Raw genomic sequence first — 16988 nt, 5'->3', positions numbered from 1 at the left:
GGTGGACGCGCCTTATCGTCCCCGGCTCACCAACGCCGCCCGCCCCGCCACTTTCACCATCACGGCGGTCAACGAGCGGGGCGAGGAGCTGCCGACCCAGATCGCCGGCGAGCATCCCCTCACCCTGTACGTGGACAAGCGGGAGATCGTCACCCTCATGACCCTGGGAGGCGCCCCGGAAGCCCTGGTCATCGGCTACCTGCGCAATCAGCGGCTGGTGAACAGCATCGAGGACATCGTGGCGGTGCAGGTGGACTGGGAGACCGAGGCGGTGGCGGTCACCACCCGCAACGGCCTCGGCGATATCGATGAAAAGATGGAGAAGCGCACCGTCACCACCGGCTGCGGCCAGGGCACCGTGTTCGGCGACCTGATGGAGGAGATCGACCGGATCCGGCTGCCCGCCGACGTGACCCTCACGGAGGAGACCCTCTATGGGCTACTAGACAACGTGCGCCGCTACGAGTCCATCTACAAGCAGGCCGGCGCGGTCCATGGCTGCGCCCTGGCCAAAGGGGCCGACATCCTCATGTTCGTGGAGGATGTGGGACGACACAACGCGGTGGACGCCATCGCGGGCATGATGTGGCTGGACCGGCTGGAAGGGGCCGACAAGATCTTCTACACCACGGGGCGGCTCACCTCCGAAATGGTGATCAAGTGCGCCCAGATGGGGATTCCCTTCCTCGTCTCCCGCTCGGGCCTCACCCAGATGGGCTACGAGATCGCCCGCAAGGTGGGCATCACCATGATCGGCCGGGCCACCGGCAAGCACTACCTGCTGTTCACCGGTCGCGAGAGGTTCGTCAAGGCGTGAAGGTCACCGGGGTCCTCCTCGCCGGCGGCATGGGCAGGCGCATGGGGGGCGTGGACAAGGGCCTGCAGCTTCTCCAAGGCAAACCCCTGGCCCAGTGGGTGCTGGAGCGCTTCGCCCCCCAGGTGGATGAAGTGCTGGTCAACGCCAACCAGAATCTCGAGCAGTACGCCCGCTTCGGCTACCGGGTCGTTCCCGACCAGGTGGGGGGCTTCGCCGGCCCCCTGGCCGGCCTGCACCGGGGCTTCAGCGAGGCCGCCCATCCCCTGGTGGCCACAGTGCCCTGCGATTCCCCTTTTTTGCCCCTGGACCTGGTGGCGCGGCTACGCACCGCTTTGGAAGCGAATGATGCCGACCTGGCGGTGGCCAAGACCTTCGATCAACCCCACCCGGTGTTCTGCCTGGGCCGCCGAGCCCTCAAGGACCACCTGGAACGATATCTGGCGAGCGGCGGCCGCAAGATCGACGCCTGGTACGCGAGCCTGCGGGTGGCGGAAGTCCCCTTCGACGACGAGGCGGACGCATTCCGCAACATCAACACCCCGGAGGAGCTGGACCAGTCCGCCCAGTGGGTGAGGCCGTGAACGAAGCGGGAGAACCTCGGGACTACTTCACGGTCAAGGAGGTGGCGGAATACCTCCACCTCAACGAGAAGAAGATCTACGCCCTGGTCAAGGAGGGAGCGATTCCCGCCACCAAGGCCGCCGGCAAGTGGTTATTTCCCCGCAGGCTGGTGGACGAGTGGCTGCTGGAGTCGGCCCACGGGGGCGTGCTCACCGACCGCCTGGTGATTGCCGGCAGCGACGATCCCCTGCTCGCCGCCGCCGTAGCCCAGCTCGCCAGCCAAATGGGGGCATCCGCCCTGGTGACCCTGTCCCCCACAGGAACCCGCCTGGGGCTCGCCCTCCTCGCCCAGCGCCGGGCCCATGCGGCGGCCATCCACTGGGGCCCGGCTGCCGCCGCCGACCGGCGCCACCCCCAGCTCGCCCGCAGCTACCCCACCCACCGGGGCTGGATGCTGGTGCGGCTGGCGCGCCGGGAACAGGGCATCCTCCTGGGCCCCGCCGTCGCCGGGGCGACCGGGCTGGAGACCCTAGTGAAACCCGGAATACGCTGGGCCCTGCGCCAGGAGGGCGCCGGCTCCCAGCACTTCCTGGAAACCCAGCTCACCCAGCGGGGGCTCACCCTTCCCGAGGACCTGATAACCGCCCGGGCCCTCTCGGAGCGCCACGCCGCGGCCCTCATCGCCCAGGGCCAGGCCGACTGCGCGCCGGGGGTACACGGGGCCGCAGGGGAGTTCGGGCTCGCGTTTCTCCCCCTGGGCTGGGAATGTTTCGACCTGGTGCTGCCCCGGTCCGTGTACTTCCGCCGCCTGTTCCAGGATTTCCTGGAGGTGCTGCGCGGGTCGGAAATGGCCGCCGTCGCCGCCGCGCTGAAAGGCTACGATCTGGAGCCCCTGGGACGGATCCTGCCTATCCCGGAGGATTGATCCGGCGAGACCGCAAGGCCAGGGCAGCCGCCCGCCGGGAAGCCCCCTTGAGACCCACCCCCTCGTCCAGCACCACCGCTACCGGCATCGCCGCCAGCAAGGCGGAGAACCGCCCCTTGGCGCGGAACGGCTCGAGGAAAGCGGCACTCGTGAGGCGCGGGAGGATCTTGGGCGCGATGCCGCCGGCGAGGTAAACCCCGCCGGTGGCGAGGAAGGCCAGGGCCACGTTCCCCGCGAAGGCGCCGTACACCGCCACGAACAAGTCCAGCGCTTGATCGGCCACTGGGTCCTCCCCCGCCAGGGCAAGGGCAGTGATCTCCCGGGCGGTGCGCTGCCGGGGCGGCGCACCGGCCTGGCTCTGCAGGTAGCGGTCGATGGCCTCCAGCCCGGCCCCCGAGAGGACCCGCTCGTAGGACACCCGCCCGAAGCGGTCGGCCAGGGCCTCGGCCAGGCCCGCCTGGCGGGGTCCCAGGGACGCGAAGTCCATGTGGCCCGCCTCGGAGGCCACCGCCTGGTAGCGCTCCCCGGTCCACACCAAGGCCGCCACCCCCAGGCCGGTCCCCGCCCCCAGGACCACTTTGGCGCCGTGGGGCGCGGCGACACCGGGCTGCAGGACCGCCTGGTCTGGGGGGGCCAAGGCTTCGACCCCGTAGGCCGCCGCGACGAAATCGTTCAAAACCTCCACCCGGGCCACCCCCAGATCGGCGGCCAGTGCCGTAGCCTCCACCTGCCAGGGGAGGTTGGTGAACCGCGCCCAGCCTTCCTGCACCGGGCCGGCCACCGCAAAGCAGGCGGCCGCAAGCCGCTTGCGCAGCTCCCGGGCTCGGGGCTGGGCGAGAAACGCCTGCGCTGCCGCGGCGAGGCTGGGGTAGCCGGCGCTTAGATATACCTGCTCCAGGAGGGGCTGGGGCGCACCGCCCGCCACCCGTCCCAGTTGCAGTCGGGTATGGGTGCCGCCGATGTCGCCGGAGAGATAGGCGAGCTCCCCTTCCCCGCGGTCGCGGCCCGCCATGGGCTCACCTAGCGGCGATGGCGGGACTCGCCACCACCCGCACCGCCAGGGGTTCCGGGGCGCCGATCAGGTCCCCCTGGGCGTAATCCACCTGGAGCTCCCTGAGCTTTTCCAGGGTGACCCGGTCGGTCACGAACTCGGCCACCGTCTTCATCCCTAGTAGATGGGCGATGCGGTTGATCGCCTCCACGATGGCGTAATCCACCGGGTTGGTGGCCAGGTCGCGGATGAAGCTGCCGTCGATTTTCAGGAAGTCCACCGGTAGATGCTTGAGGTAGGCGAAGGAGGACATGCCCACGCCGAAATCGTCCAGGGCGAAGCGGCAACCCAGGGCCCGCAGGTCGTGCATGAACTCGCTCGCCTTGGTGAGGTTGGAGATGGCGGTGGTCTCGGTCACTTCGAAGCAGAGCCGCCGGGGTGGCACCCTCGCCGTCTCCATTCGGCGGCGCAGGAAGTCGGCGAAGGTGCTGTCGTTGAGGCTCGCCCCGGACAGGTTGATGGAGTAGCTGCTCTCCAGCTCTGCCCCTTGGTTTTCCGCTTCCCGGGTCATGAAGTCGAGGAGCGCTGTCACCACCCAGCGGTCCACCATGGGCAATAGGTTGAAGCGCTCGGCCGCCGGCATGAAATCGTTGGGGGCGAGCAGGTGGCCGGATTCATCCACCATACGCACCAGCACCTCATAATGGGGGCATCCGGCCCCCTCCGCCACCGGCACGATGGGCTGGCGATAGAGCCGGAAGCCGCCCTTTTCCAAGGCGCCGGTGATCTGGTGCACCATGGCCACGTCGCCCTGGGGCGTGCGAGTGAGGCCGGTGCCGGGCTGATACAGCTCCACCCGGCTGCCGCCTTTTTCCTTGGCCGCGTAGCAGGAGGCGTCGGCCGCGGCCAGCACGTCGGCCACCGTGCCGCTGTCGGCGTCCACCATGACCAGTCCGATACTCGCTCCCAGGGAGAAGGTTTTGCCTTTCCAATGGAAGCGGAAGTCGCGCACGATTTCCCGCAGGCCGTTGGCGATGCGGATGGCCTGGTCCGCGGGGCACGCCTCCAGCAACACGCCGAACTCGTCGCCGCCGAGGCGGGCCAGGGTGTCGCTGCCCCGGATCTTGACGTGCATCACCGCCGCAAGCTGTCGCAGCAGTTCGTCCCCCGCCACGTGGCCGCAGGTGTCGTTCACCGCCTTGAACCTGTCCAGGTCCAGGTAGAGCAGGGCGTGCTTGCGGCCGTCGGTCTTGGCCGATTCCAGGAGGTAGGCGAGCCGGCGCTCGAATTCCCGGCGGTTGACCAGGCCCGTGAGGGGGTCGTGGCTCGCCTGCCAAGTGAGCCGCTGGGCCATGGCGCGCACGTGGCTCACGTCGTGGAACACTACCACCAGCCCGGTCACCGTCCCGTCCGGCCCCCGGATGGGGGAACAGGCCTCCTCCACCGGGATGCGCCGTCCGTCCCGAGCCTTGAGGATCGCCGCCCGGGTGACTAGGGTGCGGCCCGCCGCCGCGCCGAAGCCGTGGGGCAAGGGCTTCTGGGTCTCCTCGTCCAGCACCACGTAGACCGTATCCAGCGGCAAGCCCCGCGCCTCGGCGCTGCGCCAGCCGGTGAGCTGCTCCGCCACGGCGTTCAACACCTCGATTGAGCCCCGGGCGTCGGTGGTGATCACCCCCTCGGCGATGGAGTGCAACGCCACCTCGGCCCGCTCCTTTTCCCGGTGCAACGCCGCCTCCGCCCGCCCGATGTGACGGATCACCAGCACCGCCACCAGCGCGCCGATCACCAGCAGGCCGCCCCCCAGCACGGCGAGGAATAGATACGCCCCCCGGGCGCCGGTGAGGGCCTCGTCCATGGCGGCGAGCATCTCCGCCCGCTGGGTGGCCACCGCCCCCATGAGCAGTTCCTCGAAACGGCCAGCGGGCTCCGCCTGGGACGAGCGCAGGCGTAGAGCTTCGTTGATCTGGCCCGCCTGGAGGGCGGCAGCCAGGGCGTCGTGCATCCGCTGCAGGGCGCGGCCGGCGTGCAGGAGCTCCTCCAGGGCGGCCCGCCTGGCGGGGTCCTGCTCCAGGGCTTCCAGCCGGTCCATGAGCTGGGCGGAGCGCCGTCCTAAGGCCTCGAAGCGGCGATAGGGCTCCGCCTGCTGGCGCAGGGTCCGGTCCACGAAGAGGACCCCTAGCAGCTCCGAGCGCTGGCGCGTCACGTCCAGCAGGTCGGCGGTGACCTGCATCTTGGTCCCCTGACGGTAAGCGATATGGTCGATGCGGCCGGTCAACTCGTCGAGCCGCGCCATCCCCATGGCCACCAGCTCCACCATCAGGACCAGCATGACGGCGAAGCCGGCTACCGCTACCGCCCGGGGCTTGAGCCAGCGGCGCCCCCGCGTCCAGGCCAGGGTCTCAGCCATGGCCGCCACCCCGCGCGGCGGGATGCTGGCGGTAGAACCGGCGCATTTGCTCGTACACCGCCGGATAGGCCGCCTTGAGGGTCCGGGGCGCCTGGAAGAAGGCCTCGCTCGCTACCGCGAAGAACTCCCCCGGCGCTTCCGCCCCGTAGGGGTCGATCGGGGTGGGCAGGCCCCGTTCGGCGCGCCAGCGCAGGTCCTGGTAGGCCTCCTCGAAGGCCGTCTTCCAGGCCTTCGGGTCCATGCCCGGATGAAGGGGCGGCATACCGTTAGCATCGCCGTTCAGCATGTCCAGCTTGTGGGCGAACTCGTGGATCACCACATTCACCGGTCCCTCGTGCCAGGACGGGTCCACGTCGGCGGCCGAGAGGATCACGGGCCCTTGCAGCCAGGATTCTCCGGCCAGGGGCTCCCGCACCGTGTGGACCACGCCCGCCTCGTCCACGTATTCCCGCTCCGGAACGAACTCGTCGGGATAGACAATCACCTCCACCCAGTCCTTGTAATAGTCCAGATCCAGGTTGAGGATCAGAAGGCACGCCTGGGCCCCGATGACGAGCCGCGTTTCCTCGTCCACCTCGTAGCCGCCGGCGCCATGGATGCTCTTCTCGTGGAGGAAGAGAGCGGTCCAGTCTTTGAGCCGCGCGCCCTCGTCCTCGCTTAGATCCTTAAGGAACGGCACCCGTTCGATCACCCCGGCCCAGGCGCCGGGGTCGATGGGATGGCGCGCCAGCACCCGCCTGCGCTGCCATTTCCGTATTCGCCTCAGCATGGAGCCGAGTATAGCTCGACGGAACATCCCGGGTTGAAACTTCCCAGCCGCTCCGTTAGGCTTGCGGCTGAAACGACCACAGCCTCCACAATCGGAGCAGGACAATCCAAACCACCGAGGGAGAAGCGACCGATGGACCCCGTTCACAGCATCGCCCGCACCCACGCCTTAAGCCTGGAACAGCAGCGGGTGCTGCGCAACACCTACTGGCTGCTGGGCCTGTCCCTCATTCCCACCGCCCTGGGAGCGCTGCTGGGCCTGCGCATCCCCCTGTCCGTCCTGCAGGCGCATCCCATCGTCTACGGCGTCGCGGTGCTCGCCGTGTTCTACGGCATGATCTTCGCCATCGAGCGCAACCGTAACAGCAGCGTGGGCGTCTACCTGCTCCTCGCCTTCACCCTGCTCATGGGCGTGTTGCTGGGTCCCCTGCTGCAGGTTGCCCTGGGCCTCAAGAACGGCGCCCAACTGGTGGCCCTGGCCGCGGGCGGCACCGGCCTCACGTTCTTCCTGCTCTCCGGGATTGCCACCGCCGCCCGCCGGGATTTCGGCTTCCTGGGCAGCTTCCTCATGGTGGGCGTCGTCATCGCCCTGATCGGCGTGGTAGCGAACCTGTTTCTGGCGAGCCCGGTGCTGCATCTCACGCTGTGCGCGGCGATCATGCTGCTCTCGGCCGGGCTCATCCTGTGGCAGCTCAACGCCATCGTGCGCGGGGGCGAGACCAACTACGTCTCGGCCACCCTCACCCTCTACGTGAGCGTGTACAACCTGTTCAGTACCCTACTCCAGCTCTTGATGGCGTTCGGGGGCGAGCGCGAATAGGGCGCTTTCGCCAGTCTGCCCTTCCGTTCAATCCTCTTCACCGGCCGCGCTCGAAGAGGGCGATGGACTCCACGTGGGCGGTGTGGGGAAACATGTTGACTACCCCTGCAGCCCGCAGGCGGTAGTCTTTGGCGTGCACCAGCACCTGGGCGTCCCGGGCCAAGGTCGCCGGGTTGCATGAGACGTAGACGATGCGCCGGGGCGCCTCTTCCCCCAGCGCCTTGACCGCTTCAATGGCCCCGTCCCGGGGCGGATCGATCAGCATCTTAGCGAAGGCGCCTTGGTCCTGCATCCAGGCCTCGTCGGCCGCGAACAGGTCGGCGGCCACGAACCGCACCCGCTCCGCAAGGCCGTTCCCCTGGGCGTTGCGCAGGGCGGAGCGCACCAGGGCCTCCTCCCCCTCGTAGCCCACCACCTGGGCGCCGGCCCGGGCCAGGGGCAGGGAAAAATTGCCCAGCCCGCAGAACAGGTCCGCGATCCGCTCCCCGGGGCGAGGCTCCAGCAGGGCCACCACCCGGCGCACCAGCACCCGGTTCACCGCGGGATTCACCTGGGTGAACTCGGTGGGTCCGAAGCGCATCCTCAGGTTGAACTCGGGCAGGTCGTAGTAGAGATCGGCCTCCACCGGAGGATGAAACGGCGCCGCCGTGGCCGGTCCGCCCGGCTGGAGATAGAGGTGTACCCCGTGGCTTTCGGCGAACGCCCGGAGGGCGGCTTCGTCTTCCGGGGTCGGGGGCTCCAGCACCCGCAGTACCAGGACGGTGGCGGCATCTCCCACCGCCGCCTCCACCTGGGGCAGGCGCGCCCGGATGGAGAGCCCGCCGATCAGCGCCCGCAAAGGGGCGATCAGCCGCGATAGCCGCGCCGGCACCACCTCGCAGGAGGCCATGTCCGCCACGTAGCTGGAGCGCCGCTCGTGGAAACCCACCAGGACTCCGCCCTTGCGGGGCACGTAGCGCACGGCGAAGCGCGCCCGGTGCCGATAGCCCCAAGCCGGGCCGTGGACCGGGGGCAGCAGGGTCTCGGGCTTGACCCGGGCGACGTGCCAGAGCTGATCTTCCAGCACCCGCTGCTTGACCGCCACCTGGGCGTCCGGCTCCAGGTGCTGCAGGCTGCAACCGCCGCAGGTCCCGAAGTAGGGGCAACGCGGCGTCGTGCGCAGATACGACGGCCGCAATAGCTCCCTCACCTGGGCGAATTCGTAGGTGGGTTTCTTCCGGAAGGACGTGTAGGCGATCCGCTCCCGGGGAAGGGCGCCCTCCACGAACACCACCTTGCCCCCGTCCCGGACGACGCCGTGGCCTTCGTGGTCCAGGGACTCGACGGTGGCGACTTTCATGGCGCGGGAAAAACATTCGCCCGATACCCCCGGGCGCTGGGGAGGCTCAGACGTCCGGATTCCAGCAGGCGAGGAATTCCGACCAGTGGCTTTCCGTGGAGCGTTCCAGGGTGGAGCGCACCAGGGCGCACTCGGTCCGGTACTGGTCCGGGTCCAGGACGCCGCGCATGAGCTGGAAGCGCAGGAACACCAGGTAGGTGTTCAACACGTCCGCCTCGCAGTAGCGGCGTACGGCGTCCCCCTCGCCCCGGCGGTAGGCGTCCCACACGGCGCCCCCCTCCAGGCCCAGCTTGCCCGGCAGTCCCAGGAGCTGGGCCAGCTCGTCCAGGGGCACGTTGGCCCGGGACTGGTACAGGGCGAGAAGATCCATGAGGTCTAGGTGCCGGGTATGGTAGCGGCTGATGTAGTTGTTCCACTTGAAATCCCGGTCGTCATCGCCCAACTCCCAGTAGCGGGGCGCCTGGACGCCGTGGATGAGTCCCCGATAGTGGAGCACCGGGAGGTCGAAGCCGCTTCCGTTCCAGGACACGAGCTGGGGCGTGTACTTCTCGATGCCCTCGAAGAAGCGCCGCACCAGGTCGGCTTCCCCCTCCCCCGGGCCCAAGGACCAGACCCGGAAGCTGTCCCGGTCCCGCAGGGCGCAGGAGATCACGACCACCCGGTGCAGGTGCAGGGGAAGAAAGTCGCTCCCCGCCTGCTGCCGCCGACGCTGGAACGCCATCTCGGCCACCTGCACGTCCGGGACTGAGGGGCCGAGCCCGTGCAGGCGCCTCAGCCCCTCGATGTCCGGTACGGTCTCGATGTCGAAGGCGAGGACGGGGATCACTTGCGCGCCCAGGTGCCGTCGGGCCTGCGGTACCACCAGCCCGGCTGGGCCTTGTCGATCCAGCGCTGGGCGAAGGTGGCGCGGATGTCCTTTTCCCACTCGGGGTGGCCGTTGGCCCGGGCGATTTCCCGGTACAGGGCGAGGCGGTCCTGGTTTTCCGCCGCGATCAAGGCGTTGACCGCGGCCCGCTGGGGCAGGGGCACCGCGTTGGCGTCCCGCAGGCCCACCAGCCCGTCCTGGGTCAGCCCCACGGCGCCGCTCGCGTAATGGGGCGCGAGCTGGGCGTGGCGTCGCTGCATGCTCTCCTTGAGGGCCGCGATGGCCGGGGTGTTGATCTCCAGGTCCGCCTGGGCCCAGGCGGTAACCCCAACCAGCATCAGGGCAAACAGTGCCACCAGGCGGTGAAATGGGCGCTTCATATTCCCTCTGTCTGCATCACGGGGTGCGGGAAGGGGCAGGACCCTTCTGCTCCGATCCCTGACTTCCGCCTCCCGGTTCCTGGAGCCGCCATACCTCGTCGATGATCCGGTCGGCCGCCTTCTCGGCGGCCGCGGCGGGAAAATAGATGTTAATGGTGACGCAACCGCCCGCCGCCACCGCGGCGGCAAGCAAGAGCGCGCTTCGCCCCCGCTTCATGGCGTGCCTCGCGGGCGGTGCGCAGCCCTTGGCTTTTTTGCGCGTCATTGGATGACGGGCCGAACGTTTTCCTGGGTGATGCGCCGGAGCCGCTCCAGCAGCTCGCTCCAGCCGACCGCGCGATTGTAACCGATGACCGTGATGGCCGGTATGCCGCCGCCCTCCACGATCACGTAGCCGCCTGGCGCCTCGGTGATGCCGCCCATTTCGCACACCCCGCCGGCGAGCCGGCAGGACAGGCCCAGGCGGCGATAGCGGAAGCGCTCGAAGAAGCGCAGGAAACTGCGCTGCAACGCCGCCGCCGCGCCCGCACCCCCCAGGGCGGAGATGTTCTCCACCGCCCGCTGGCTGATGGTCCTGGGGTAGTCCCCCGGGCTGCTTTCCAGGCGGGCATCGAAACGCACGGGCTTCCACCGAACGAGCTCGAGCCCCTTCACGTCTACGTCCACCCGCCCCTCCATGCTGCCGAAGGAGAAGGTGCGGGTGAGGAGATCCAGATCCAGGCGGCGCATCTCCAGGTCGGCGAACAAACGCGGCACCCGCCCCAGGGGATCCACCAGGCGCAGGTTCCGCATCACCGCTGTCCCGTCGAATACCCGGAAGAGCAGCGCCCCGTCCACGGCGAGAACCGAATCGGCGTAGGAGACCCGGGGAACCACCGCGGACAGGCTCCCGTGCATGGGGGTGATGTCCAGGGCTTCGCACAACGCCTCCATGGACACCGCGCTCAAGCCCCCGGTCACCTGCCAGCGCCAGCCCTCGGTCGATCGGCCCACCCGCCCGTCCCGCAGGCTCAACACCCCGTCCAGGACCGGCACTTCCAGGGGTTCGAACCGGGCCTCCTCCGGAAACAATCGCCAGCGCACCGTGCTCGGTCCGAACGGGATTCTCAAAAGCTTTCCCCCGCGCCATCGGAGCCATCCCGCCCGGGGCGCATCCCCGTCCCAGGCGATCTCCGCGTAGAGCCCTTCCAGGGCAAACCGCCGCTCCTCCACGCGGGCATCGCGCAGGACGACGTCCAGCGCCTGCCAGCGCCCCTGGGCGAAGGAGAGTCGCACATCGGCGCTTCCCGCCACAGTGGCGTCGGCAAGCTGGAGCGCCGGCGCGAGGGGCGCCAGGAAGCGCTGGTACAGGCCGCCCAGGTCGAGCCGGCGGGCATGGAGGACCAGCTCGGCGAGCGCCCGGCGGTCGAGCCGGTATGTACCCCGGCCTTCCAGCCGGCCGACCTCCGTGACTTCGGCGCTGAAGGCCTTGACCGTCACCGCCTCCCGCACCGCCTCTCCCTCCGCTTCCAGCTTCACCCCCGCCGGCAGGTAGACCGGTTGCCAGAAAATCCCGCCGGCATGCCAGTCCACGCCGGCGCGGAAGCGTCCTCCCCCAGCGGAAGCCCGCCAGGAAAACTCGACCCGGACGCCCAAGCCCTCCCCCGCGCGCAACCCCGCGGCGTCGGAAAACGCTGCCCCCTCCACGTCGAGCCGCGCTTCCAAGGTATCCAGGCGGGCGCCGTCCCCCTGGAGCGCCACCGTGCCGCTCGCAGTGCCTGCGCCGGGGCGCGGCGCTTCCCGGGGCAGGAGCCCCGCAAACCGATCGATGCGGGCCCTGCGCAGCTCCACGGTGGCGCTCCACCGCCCGTCTTTGACCCGGCCCCGAGCCCGCCACCGCTCCCCGGCGGGAGAGAGGACGAGGTCGAAGTCGCCCGTGTCGGCGCGAAAGCGAAAGCTGAGCGGGACACGTTCCTTCGCGGCGTCCAGCACGCCCCGGGCGCAGGCGATGCGTGAGGGCTCCAAGCGCGCGGCGCGGCAATCGAGGGCCACGTCCCGGAACCTTCGTCCCGCCACCACCAGCCGTTCTGCCGTGAGGCGTAGGCGCGCCTCCTCCGCCGTCCAGTGGCCGCGCAAGCCCGAGACGGAAAACCCTGGCCCCTCCAGTCGGTCGATGGACAGGCTTAGCGTGGGCGGGGAAGGAGAAGCGCCGCCCGCGCTCAGGAGAAGGAGGGCCCAGGCAGCGCCGGCCCGAAGGCGCGGCGCAAGGCCAGGCGCTGGAGGTTCCTCAGGCGGGAAACACGCCGGTGGAGAGATACCGATCCCCCCGGTCGCAAACGATGGAGACGATGACCGCGTTCTCCACTTCCCGCGAGATCTTCAGCGCCACCGCCATGGCGCCGCCGGAAGAAATCCCGGCGAAGATGCCCTCTTCCCGCGCCAGGCGCCGGGTCATCTCCTCGGCCTCCGCCTGGGATACCAGCTCGATGCGGTCCACTCGGGACGGATCGTAGATCGCCGGAAGATAGGCCTCCGGCCACTTGCGGATGCCCGGGATCTGGGCCCCCTCCTCGGGCTGCACCCCGACGATCTGGATGGCCGGGTTCTTTTCCTTGAAGAAGCGGGAGCACCCCATGATGGTGCCGGTGGTGCCCATGCTGCTCACGAAATGGGTGAGGGTGCCCCGGGTGTCGCGCCAGATCTCCGGGCCGGTGCCCTCGTAGTGGGAAAGGGGATTGTCCGGATTGGCGAACTGGTCCAGGATCACGCCCCGCCCCTCGTCCCGCATGCGGTTGGCCACGTCCCGGGCCTCTTCCATCCCGCCCTCCCTGGGCGTGAGGATGATTTCAGCGCCGAACGCCCGCATGGTCTGCCGCCGCTCCAGGGAAAGGTGCTCGGGCATCACCAGTACCATGCGGTAGCCCATGATGGCCGCCGCCATGGCTAGGGCGATGCCGGTGTTGCCGCTGGTCGCTTCGATCAGGGTGTCGCCCGGCTTGATCCGCCTGCGCTGCTCGGCGCGCTTGATCATGTAGAGCGCTGGCCGGTCTTTCACCGATCCTGCCGGGTTGTTGCCCTCCAGCTTCGCCAGCACTACGTTGCGGGTCCTGCCCGGCAGGCGCTTGAGCCGCACCAAGGGCGTGTTGCCGACGAAGTCTTCGATGCTCGGGTAGCGGACGCTTTTGCCCGCGGTTGCCTCGTTCATTCAATCCACGCTTCGGTTGGAATCGCCCCGGGGATTATCCCATCCACCGGCCCGTCAGGGCGAGCCTTGGAGCAGAGCCTTCACGTAGCGGCTGACGCCCTCCTCCACCGTGAGGAACGGCTTTTGATAGCCGGCCCGGCGCAGGGCGCTCACGTCCGCCTGGGTATAGCTCTGATACCTGCCCTCCAGGGCCTCGGGAAACGGCACGTACTGGATGATGCCCTGATCCCGCAACGCCGCCAGGGTAAGGGGCGGCAAGCCTTCGGCCGCCCGACAGGCGTTGACGGTAGCGAGCGCCACGTCGTTGAACGTCTGGGAGACCCCGGTGCCCACGTTGAAGATGCCGGAGATCTCCCCGGTCTCGAGAAAATACATGACCACCTGGACCACGTCCTCCACCGAGACGAAGTCCCGCCGCTGCTCGCCGTCGTCGTAGCCTCCGGAGCCCTGGAACAGGCGCACCCGTCCCTCGCGCCGGTACTGATGAAACAGGTGGTGGGCCACGGAGGCCATGCGGCCCTTGTGGGACTCCCGCGGCCCGTATACGTTGAAGTAGCGCAGGCCCACGATCGGCCCGGTCGCCTCCGGCAGCCGGCGGCGCACCACCTGGTCGAACAGGAACTTGGAGTAGCCGTAGACGTTGAGCGGCGCCTCGAACTCCCGCGCCTCCTTGAACACGGTGCCCGCGCCGTAGACCGCCGCCGACGAGGCGTACAGGAGCGGCACGCTCTCGTTCTGGCAGAACTCCAGGAGCGCCAGGGAATAGCGGTAGTTGTTCTCCATCATGTAGCGGCCATCCGTCTCCATGGTGTCGGAGCAGGCCCCCTGGTGCAGCACCGCCGCCACCGTGCCCTCGAACTCGCCCTGCCGGAGCCGCTCCAGGAACTCCTCCTTGTCCAGGTAATCGGCGATCTCGCAGTCCGTTAGGTTGCGGAACTTGTCCGCCCGCTTGAGATTGTCCACGGCGAGGATGTGGGTCTCGCCCCGCTCGTTGAGCGCCTTGACCAGGTTGGAGCCGATAAAACCGGCTGCGCCAGTGACTACGTAATAAAGGGAAGCCATGCCTTTCCCAATCCCTTCTCAGAGTTCGTCTTCGCCCGGCTCGAATAGCTCGTCGGGCTTCACCACCGCCGTTCCCAGCTTCCCTACCACGATGCCGGCCGCCCGATTGGCAATGCGCACCGCGGTGGGAAGATCGGCCCCCGCCGCCAGCATCACCCCTAGGGTGCCGATGACCGTGTCGCCAGCCCCAGACACGTCGAATACCTCCTTGGCGTCCGCCGGCTCGTGCAGCACGTCCCCTTGGCGGTAGAGGGTCATGCCTTCCTCGCTGCGGGTGACAAGCAGCGCCGTGAGCTCGAGCTCCTGGCGCAGGCGCTGGGCTTTCTCGGTGAGCTCTTGCTCGCTCTTCCAGCTTCCCGCCACCGCCCGGAACTCGCTGCGGTTGGGGGTAAGAAGCGTCGCTCCCCGGTAGCGGTTGTAGTCGTCCCCCTTCGGATCCACCAGCACCGGTTTGCCGTTGGCCGTGGAGAGCGCGATCATCTGCTCGATGTGGGCAAGCCCCCCTTTGCCGTAGTCGGAGAGTACCACCACGTCCGCCTGAGGCAGCAGGCGCTTGAAGTCTTCCAGCTTGGAGGCGAGCACCTCGTGGGACGGCGGGGTCTCGAAATCGATGCGCAGGAGCTGCTGGTGGCGGGCGATGGCGCGCAGCTTGATAGTGGTGGTGAGCTGGGGATCCCGGTGCAGCACCGCCTGCACCGACTCCCTGGCCAGCAGCCGCTCCAGGGCCGCGCCCGCCTCGTCGTCCCCCACCACCGAGAGCAGCCACACCTGGGCCCCCAGGGCCGCCGCGTTGCGGGCCACGTTGGCCGCTCCGCCGGGCCGTTCCTCGACCCGCTCGATCTTGATCACGGGCACCGGGGCTTCCGGAGAAATGCGGCTCACTTCGCCGAACCAGTAGCGGTCCAGCATGACGTCGCCCACCACCAGCACGCGGGCCGCGCGCAAGTTTCGCATCGGGGGAACGGAGAAGGCAGCCACCAGACGCACGCTCCTGTCAGTCGTGGATCTCACGATGGACGGCCTCCAGGGCCGCCCGGGGATCGGGGGCGCGGGTAATGGGCCGTCCGATGACCAGATAATCGGCGCCGGCCGCCAGCGCCTCCCGGGGCGCGGCCACCCGCTGCTGGTCATCGCTGGCAGGACCCGAAGGCCGCACCCCGGGCGTGACCAGGCGAAAATCCGGACCCAGGGCGGCGCGCAGGCGCGCCGCCTCCAGGGGCGAGCACACCACCCCGTCCAGGCCACAGGCCTGGGCGAGGCGCGCGAGCCTGAGCGCCGCTTCCTCCAGCGGCCCCCCGATGCCCACCTCTTCCAGGTCCGAAGGGACGAGGCTCGTGAGTACCGTCACGGCTACCAACCGCGGGCGGGGGCTGAGGCCCTCCAGGGTCTCGGCCGCCGCGGCCAGCATGGCCCGCCCGCCCAGGGCGTGGACGGTGAGCATCCAGGCGCCCAGTCGGGCGGCCGCCCGGCAGGCTCGGGCCACGGTGTGGGGAATATCGTGGAATTTGAGGTCCAGGAACACGTCGAACCCGCTTCCCGCGAGCTCCCGAACCAGCCGCGGCCCTTCGGCCACGAACAGCTCCTTACCCACCTTTACGCGGCACAGCCGCGGATCCAGCACCCGGGCGAGCTCCAGGGCCTCTTGACGGGAGCCCACGTCCAGGGCCACTACGATGCGCGGACCGTCGTTCAATGGGTGAGCTCCTTCTCTTCCGTGCGCAGGGGCGAGTACGTCTCCCAGCCCCCGCAGGCGGGGCAGCGCCAGTAGTATTGGCGGGCGCGGAAACCGCAGGCCGAGCACCGGTACATGGCCAGGCTGCGGGTGTGGTTCTGGACCAGGCTTTTGATCAGTTCCAGGTCCGGGCGGCGCGCGGGCGGGGTCTCCAGGAGCTGAGCTTCCAGCAGCCGGTCGAGCCCGAGGAGGGTGGGATGGCGGCGCAGCTCCTCCCGCACCAGCCGGTAGGCCGCCTCGGTGCCCTGCAGCTCCAAGGTCCCCCGGAACACCGCGTCCAGGAGGTCCACCGAAGGCTGCAAGGCCAGGTAACTGCGCAGCAACTGCAGTCCCTCCTCCGGTTTGCCCAGTTGGCGGTACGCCTCCATCAGTCGCTCGGCCACCAGGGCAAAATAGGCGGGATTCTGGGTCTCGATCCTCTTCCACGCCGCGATGGCCTCCGCCGGGTTGCCCTGCTGCATTTCTAGCTCCCCGAGCAGGAGATTGGCGCGCACGCACTTGCGATTCACCTGGAGCGCCTCCTGCAGCCGCTCCCGCGCTTCCTGCGGGCGCGAATGGGTCATGGCGGCGGCCGCCTGCTCGCAGTAGTAATTGGCGATGTCCTTGGCGCTCGACTGGCCCGTGATGGCGTCCATGCGCCGGGAGGTGGCGATGGCCTTGTCCCAATCCTTTTCGGTCTCGTAGATCTCGAGGAGCTGCTTGAGGGCCGCCTGCTCATGCCGCGTCCCTTCGAGCTGGTGCAGCAGTTCCTCGGCCCGGTCCAGGAGCCCCGCCTTGAAGTAGTCCTGGGCCAGCTCGTAGAGGGCGTCCTCGCGGAACTCCCGGGGCAGGTCCTCGCGCTCCACCAGGTTCTGGTGCATGCGGATCGCCCGCTCTACCTCGCCCCGGCGGCGAAAGAGGCTCCCCAGAGCGAAGTGCAGCTCGATGGTCTCCGGGTCCACCTTCACCACCTCGATGAAGGCCTCGATCGCCTTGTCCGGCTGCTCGTTGAGCAGGAAATTGAGCCCCTTGAAATAGGACGAGGGAACGCGCCGGGATTCGGACAAAAGCTGGTTGATGTCCACCCGGGCCGCCATCCACCCCAGGGCGAAGAACAGGGGCAGGGCCAGAAACCACCAGTATTCGAACTCCATGGCG

Annotated in this window: 17 protein-coding genes; 4 read left to right on the top strand and 13 right to left on the bottom strand. The window is 69.0% G+C overall.

All coding sequences use genetic code 11. The features are described from left to right. Position 1 precedes the first annotated feature (1 nt). Genes ACTFO6_RS11985 through ACTFO6_RS11975 form a run of 3 tightly spaced genes read left to right on the top strand, consistent with a single transcriptional unit; the run spans position 2 to position 2303 of the window. Complete coding sequence (locus ACTFO6_RS11985) at positions 2 to 817, top strand: formate dehydrogenase accessory sulfurtransferase FdhD (RefSeq protein ID WP_439934682.1); 816 nt, start codon at positions 2 to 4, stop codon at positions 815 to 817. Then, entirely contained in the window at positions 814 to 1398 is a 585-nt protein-coding gene (gene mobA / locus ACTFO6_RS11980) for a molybdenum cofactor guanylyltransferase MobA (protein WP_439934681.1), read from the top strand. Before ACTFO6_RS11985 ends, mobA begins: the two co-directional genes overlap by 4 nt. Next, positions 1383 to 2303 carry a substrate-binding domain-containing protein gene (locus ACTFO6_RS11975; protein ID WP_439934680.1) on the top strand — a complete coding sequence of 307 codons (921 nt, stop codon included), beginning with the start codon at positions 1383 to 1385 and terminating at the stop codon, positions 2301 to 2303. The genes mobA and ACTFO6_RS11975 overlap by 16 nt, the downstream gene beginning before the upstream one ends. On the opposite strand, the gene glk is transcribed toward ACTFO6_RS11975, so the two are convergent. The 3 genes from glk to ACTFO6_RS11960 are packed head-to-tail and all read right to left on the bottom strand — an operon-like array spanning position 2287 to position 6470. Then, on the bottom strand, positions 2287 to 3315 hold the full coding sequence (gene glk, locus ACTFO6_RS11970) for a glucokinase (RefSeq protein WP_439934679.1): 1029 nt from the start codon (positions 3313 to 3315) through the stop codon (positions 2287 to 2289). The genes ACTFO6_RS11975 and glk overlap by 17 nt on opposite strands. A gap of 4 nt (positions 3316 to 3319) precedes the next feature. Then, entirely contained in the window at positions 3320 to 5701 is a 2382-nt protein-coding gene (locus ACTFO6_RS11965) for an EAL domain-containing protein (protein WP_439934678.1), read from the bottom strand. Further along, entirely contained in the window at positions 5694 to 6470 is a 777-nt protein-coding gene (locus ACTFO6_RS11960) for a zinc-dependent peptidase (RefSeq protein WP_439934677.1), read from the bottom strand. The genes ACTFO6_RS11965 and ACTFO6_RS11960 overlap by 8 nt, the downstream gene beginning before the upstream one ends. Before the next feature lie 132 nt (positions 6471 to 6602). Between ACTFO6_RS11960 and ACTFO6_RS11955 the strand changes: the two genes are divergently transcribed. After that, the gene (locus tag ACTFO6_RS11955; protein ID WP_439934676.1) at positions 6603 to 7289 is read left to right on the top strand and encodes a Bax inhibitor-1/YccA family protein; all 687 of its coding nucleotides are present in this window, start codon (positions 6603 to 6605) and stop codon (positions 7287 to 7289) included. Between the two features lie 37 nt (positions 7290 to 7326). Here the strand turns inward: ACTFO6_RS11955 and rlmD are convergent, their stop codons facing one another. The 10 genes from rlmD to lapB form a co-directional block, all read right to left on the bottom strand. Further along, complete coding sequence (gene rlmD / locus ACTFO6_RS11950) at positions 7327 to 8628, bottom strand: 23S rRNA (uracil(1939)-C(5))-methyltransferase RlmD (protein ID WP_439934675.1); 1302 nt, start codon at positions 8626 to 8628, stop codon at positions 7327 to 7329. Between the two features lie 46 nt (positions 8629 to 8674). Next, positions 8675 to 9454, bottom strand: a complete 780-nt coding sequence (locus ACTFO6_RS11945; protein WP_439934674.1) for a 3'-5' exonuclease — start codon at positions 9452 to 9454, stop codon at positions 8675 to 8677. Then, positions 9451 to 9873 (bottom strand): YdbL family protein, encoded by a 423-nt coding sequence (locus tag ACTFO6_RS11940; protein ID WP_439934673.1) that lies wholly within the window; start codon positions 9871 to 9873, stop codon positions 9451 to 9453. The genes ACTFO6_RS11945 and ACTFO6_RS11940 overlap by 4 nt, the downstream gene beginning before the upstream one ends. Positions 9874 to 9889: 16 nt before the next feature. Further along, complete coding sequence (locus ACTFO6_RS11935; RefSeq protein WP_439934672.1) at positions 9890 to 10090, bottom strand: hypothetical protein; 201 nt, start codon at positions 10088 to 10090, stop codon at positions 9890 to 9892. 44 nt (positions 10091 to 10134) lie between these two features. Further along, positions 10135 to 11988, bottom strand: a complete 1854-nt coding sequence (locus ACTFO6_RS11930) for a hypothetical protein (RefSeq protein ID WP_439934671.1) — start codon at positions 11986 to 11988, stop codon at positions 10135 to 10137. A gap of 151 nt (positions 11989 to 12139) precedes the next feature. Beyond that, positions 12140 to 13057, bottom strand: a complete 918-nt coding sequence (cysM, locus tag ACTFO6_RS11925) for a cysteine synthase CysM (RefSeq protein WP_439934670.1) — start codon at positions 13055 to 13057, stop codon at positions 12140 to 12142. A gap of 54 nt (positions 13058 to 13111) precedes the next feature. After that, complete coding sequence (rfaD, locus tag ACTFO6_RS11920) at positions 13112 to 14119, bottom strand: ADP-glyceromanno-heptose 6-epimerase (RefSeq protein ID WP_439934669.1); 1008 nt, start codon at positions 14117 to 14119, stop codon at positions 13112 to 13114. Positions 14120 to 14137: 18 nt separating this feature from the next. Further along, complete coding sequence (gene rfaE1 / locus ACTFO6_RS11915) at positions 14138 to 15073, bottom strand: D-glycero-beta-D-manno-heptose-7-phosphate kinase (RefSeq protein WP_439934668.1); 936 nt, start codon at positions 15071 to 15073, stop codon at positions 14138 to 14140. A gap of 40 nt (positions 15074 to 15113) precedes the next feature. Beyond that, on the bottom strand, positions 15114 to 15812 hold the full coding sequence (gene pyrF / locus ACTFO6_RS11910; protein ID WP_439934667.1) for an orotidine-5'-phosphate decarboxylase: 699 nt from the start codon (positions 15810 to 15812) through the stop codon (positions 15114 to 15116). After that, positions 15809 to 16984: a lipopolysaccharide assembly protein LapB gene (lapB, locus tag ACTFO6_RS11905; RefSeq protein WP_439934666.1), complete on the bottom strand. Its 1176-nt coding sequence runs from the start codon at positions 16982 to 16984 to the stop codon at positions 15809 to 15811. The genes pyrF and lapB overlap by 4 nt, the downstream gene beginning before the upstream one ends. Positions 16985 to 16988: the final 4 nt, after the last annotated feature.

It is taken from the genome of Pelomicrobium sp. G1 (genome assembly GCF_051905455.1).
In the GTDB taxonomy this organism is placed as follows: Bacteria; Pseudomonadota; Gammaproteobacteria; order Burkholderiales; family UBA6910; genus Pelomicrobium.
This window is presented reverse-complemented; position numbering and strand designations above follow the sequence as displayed.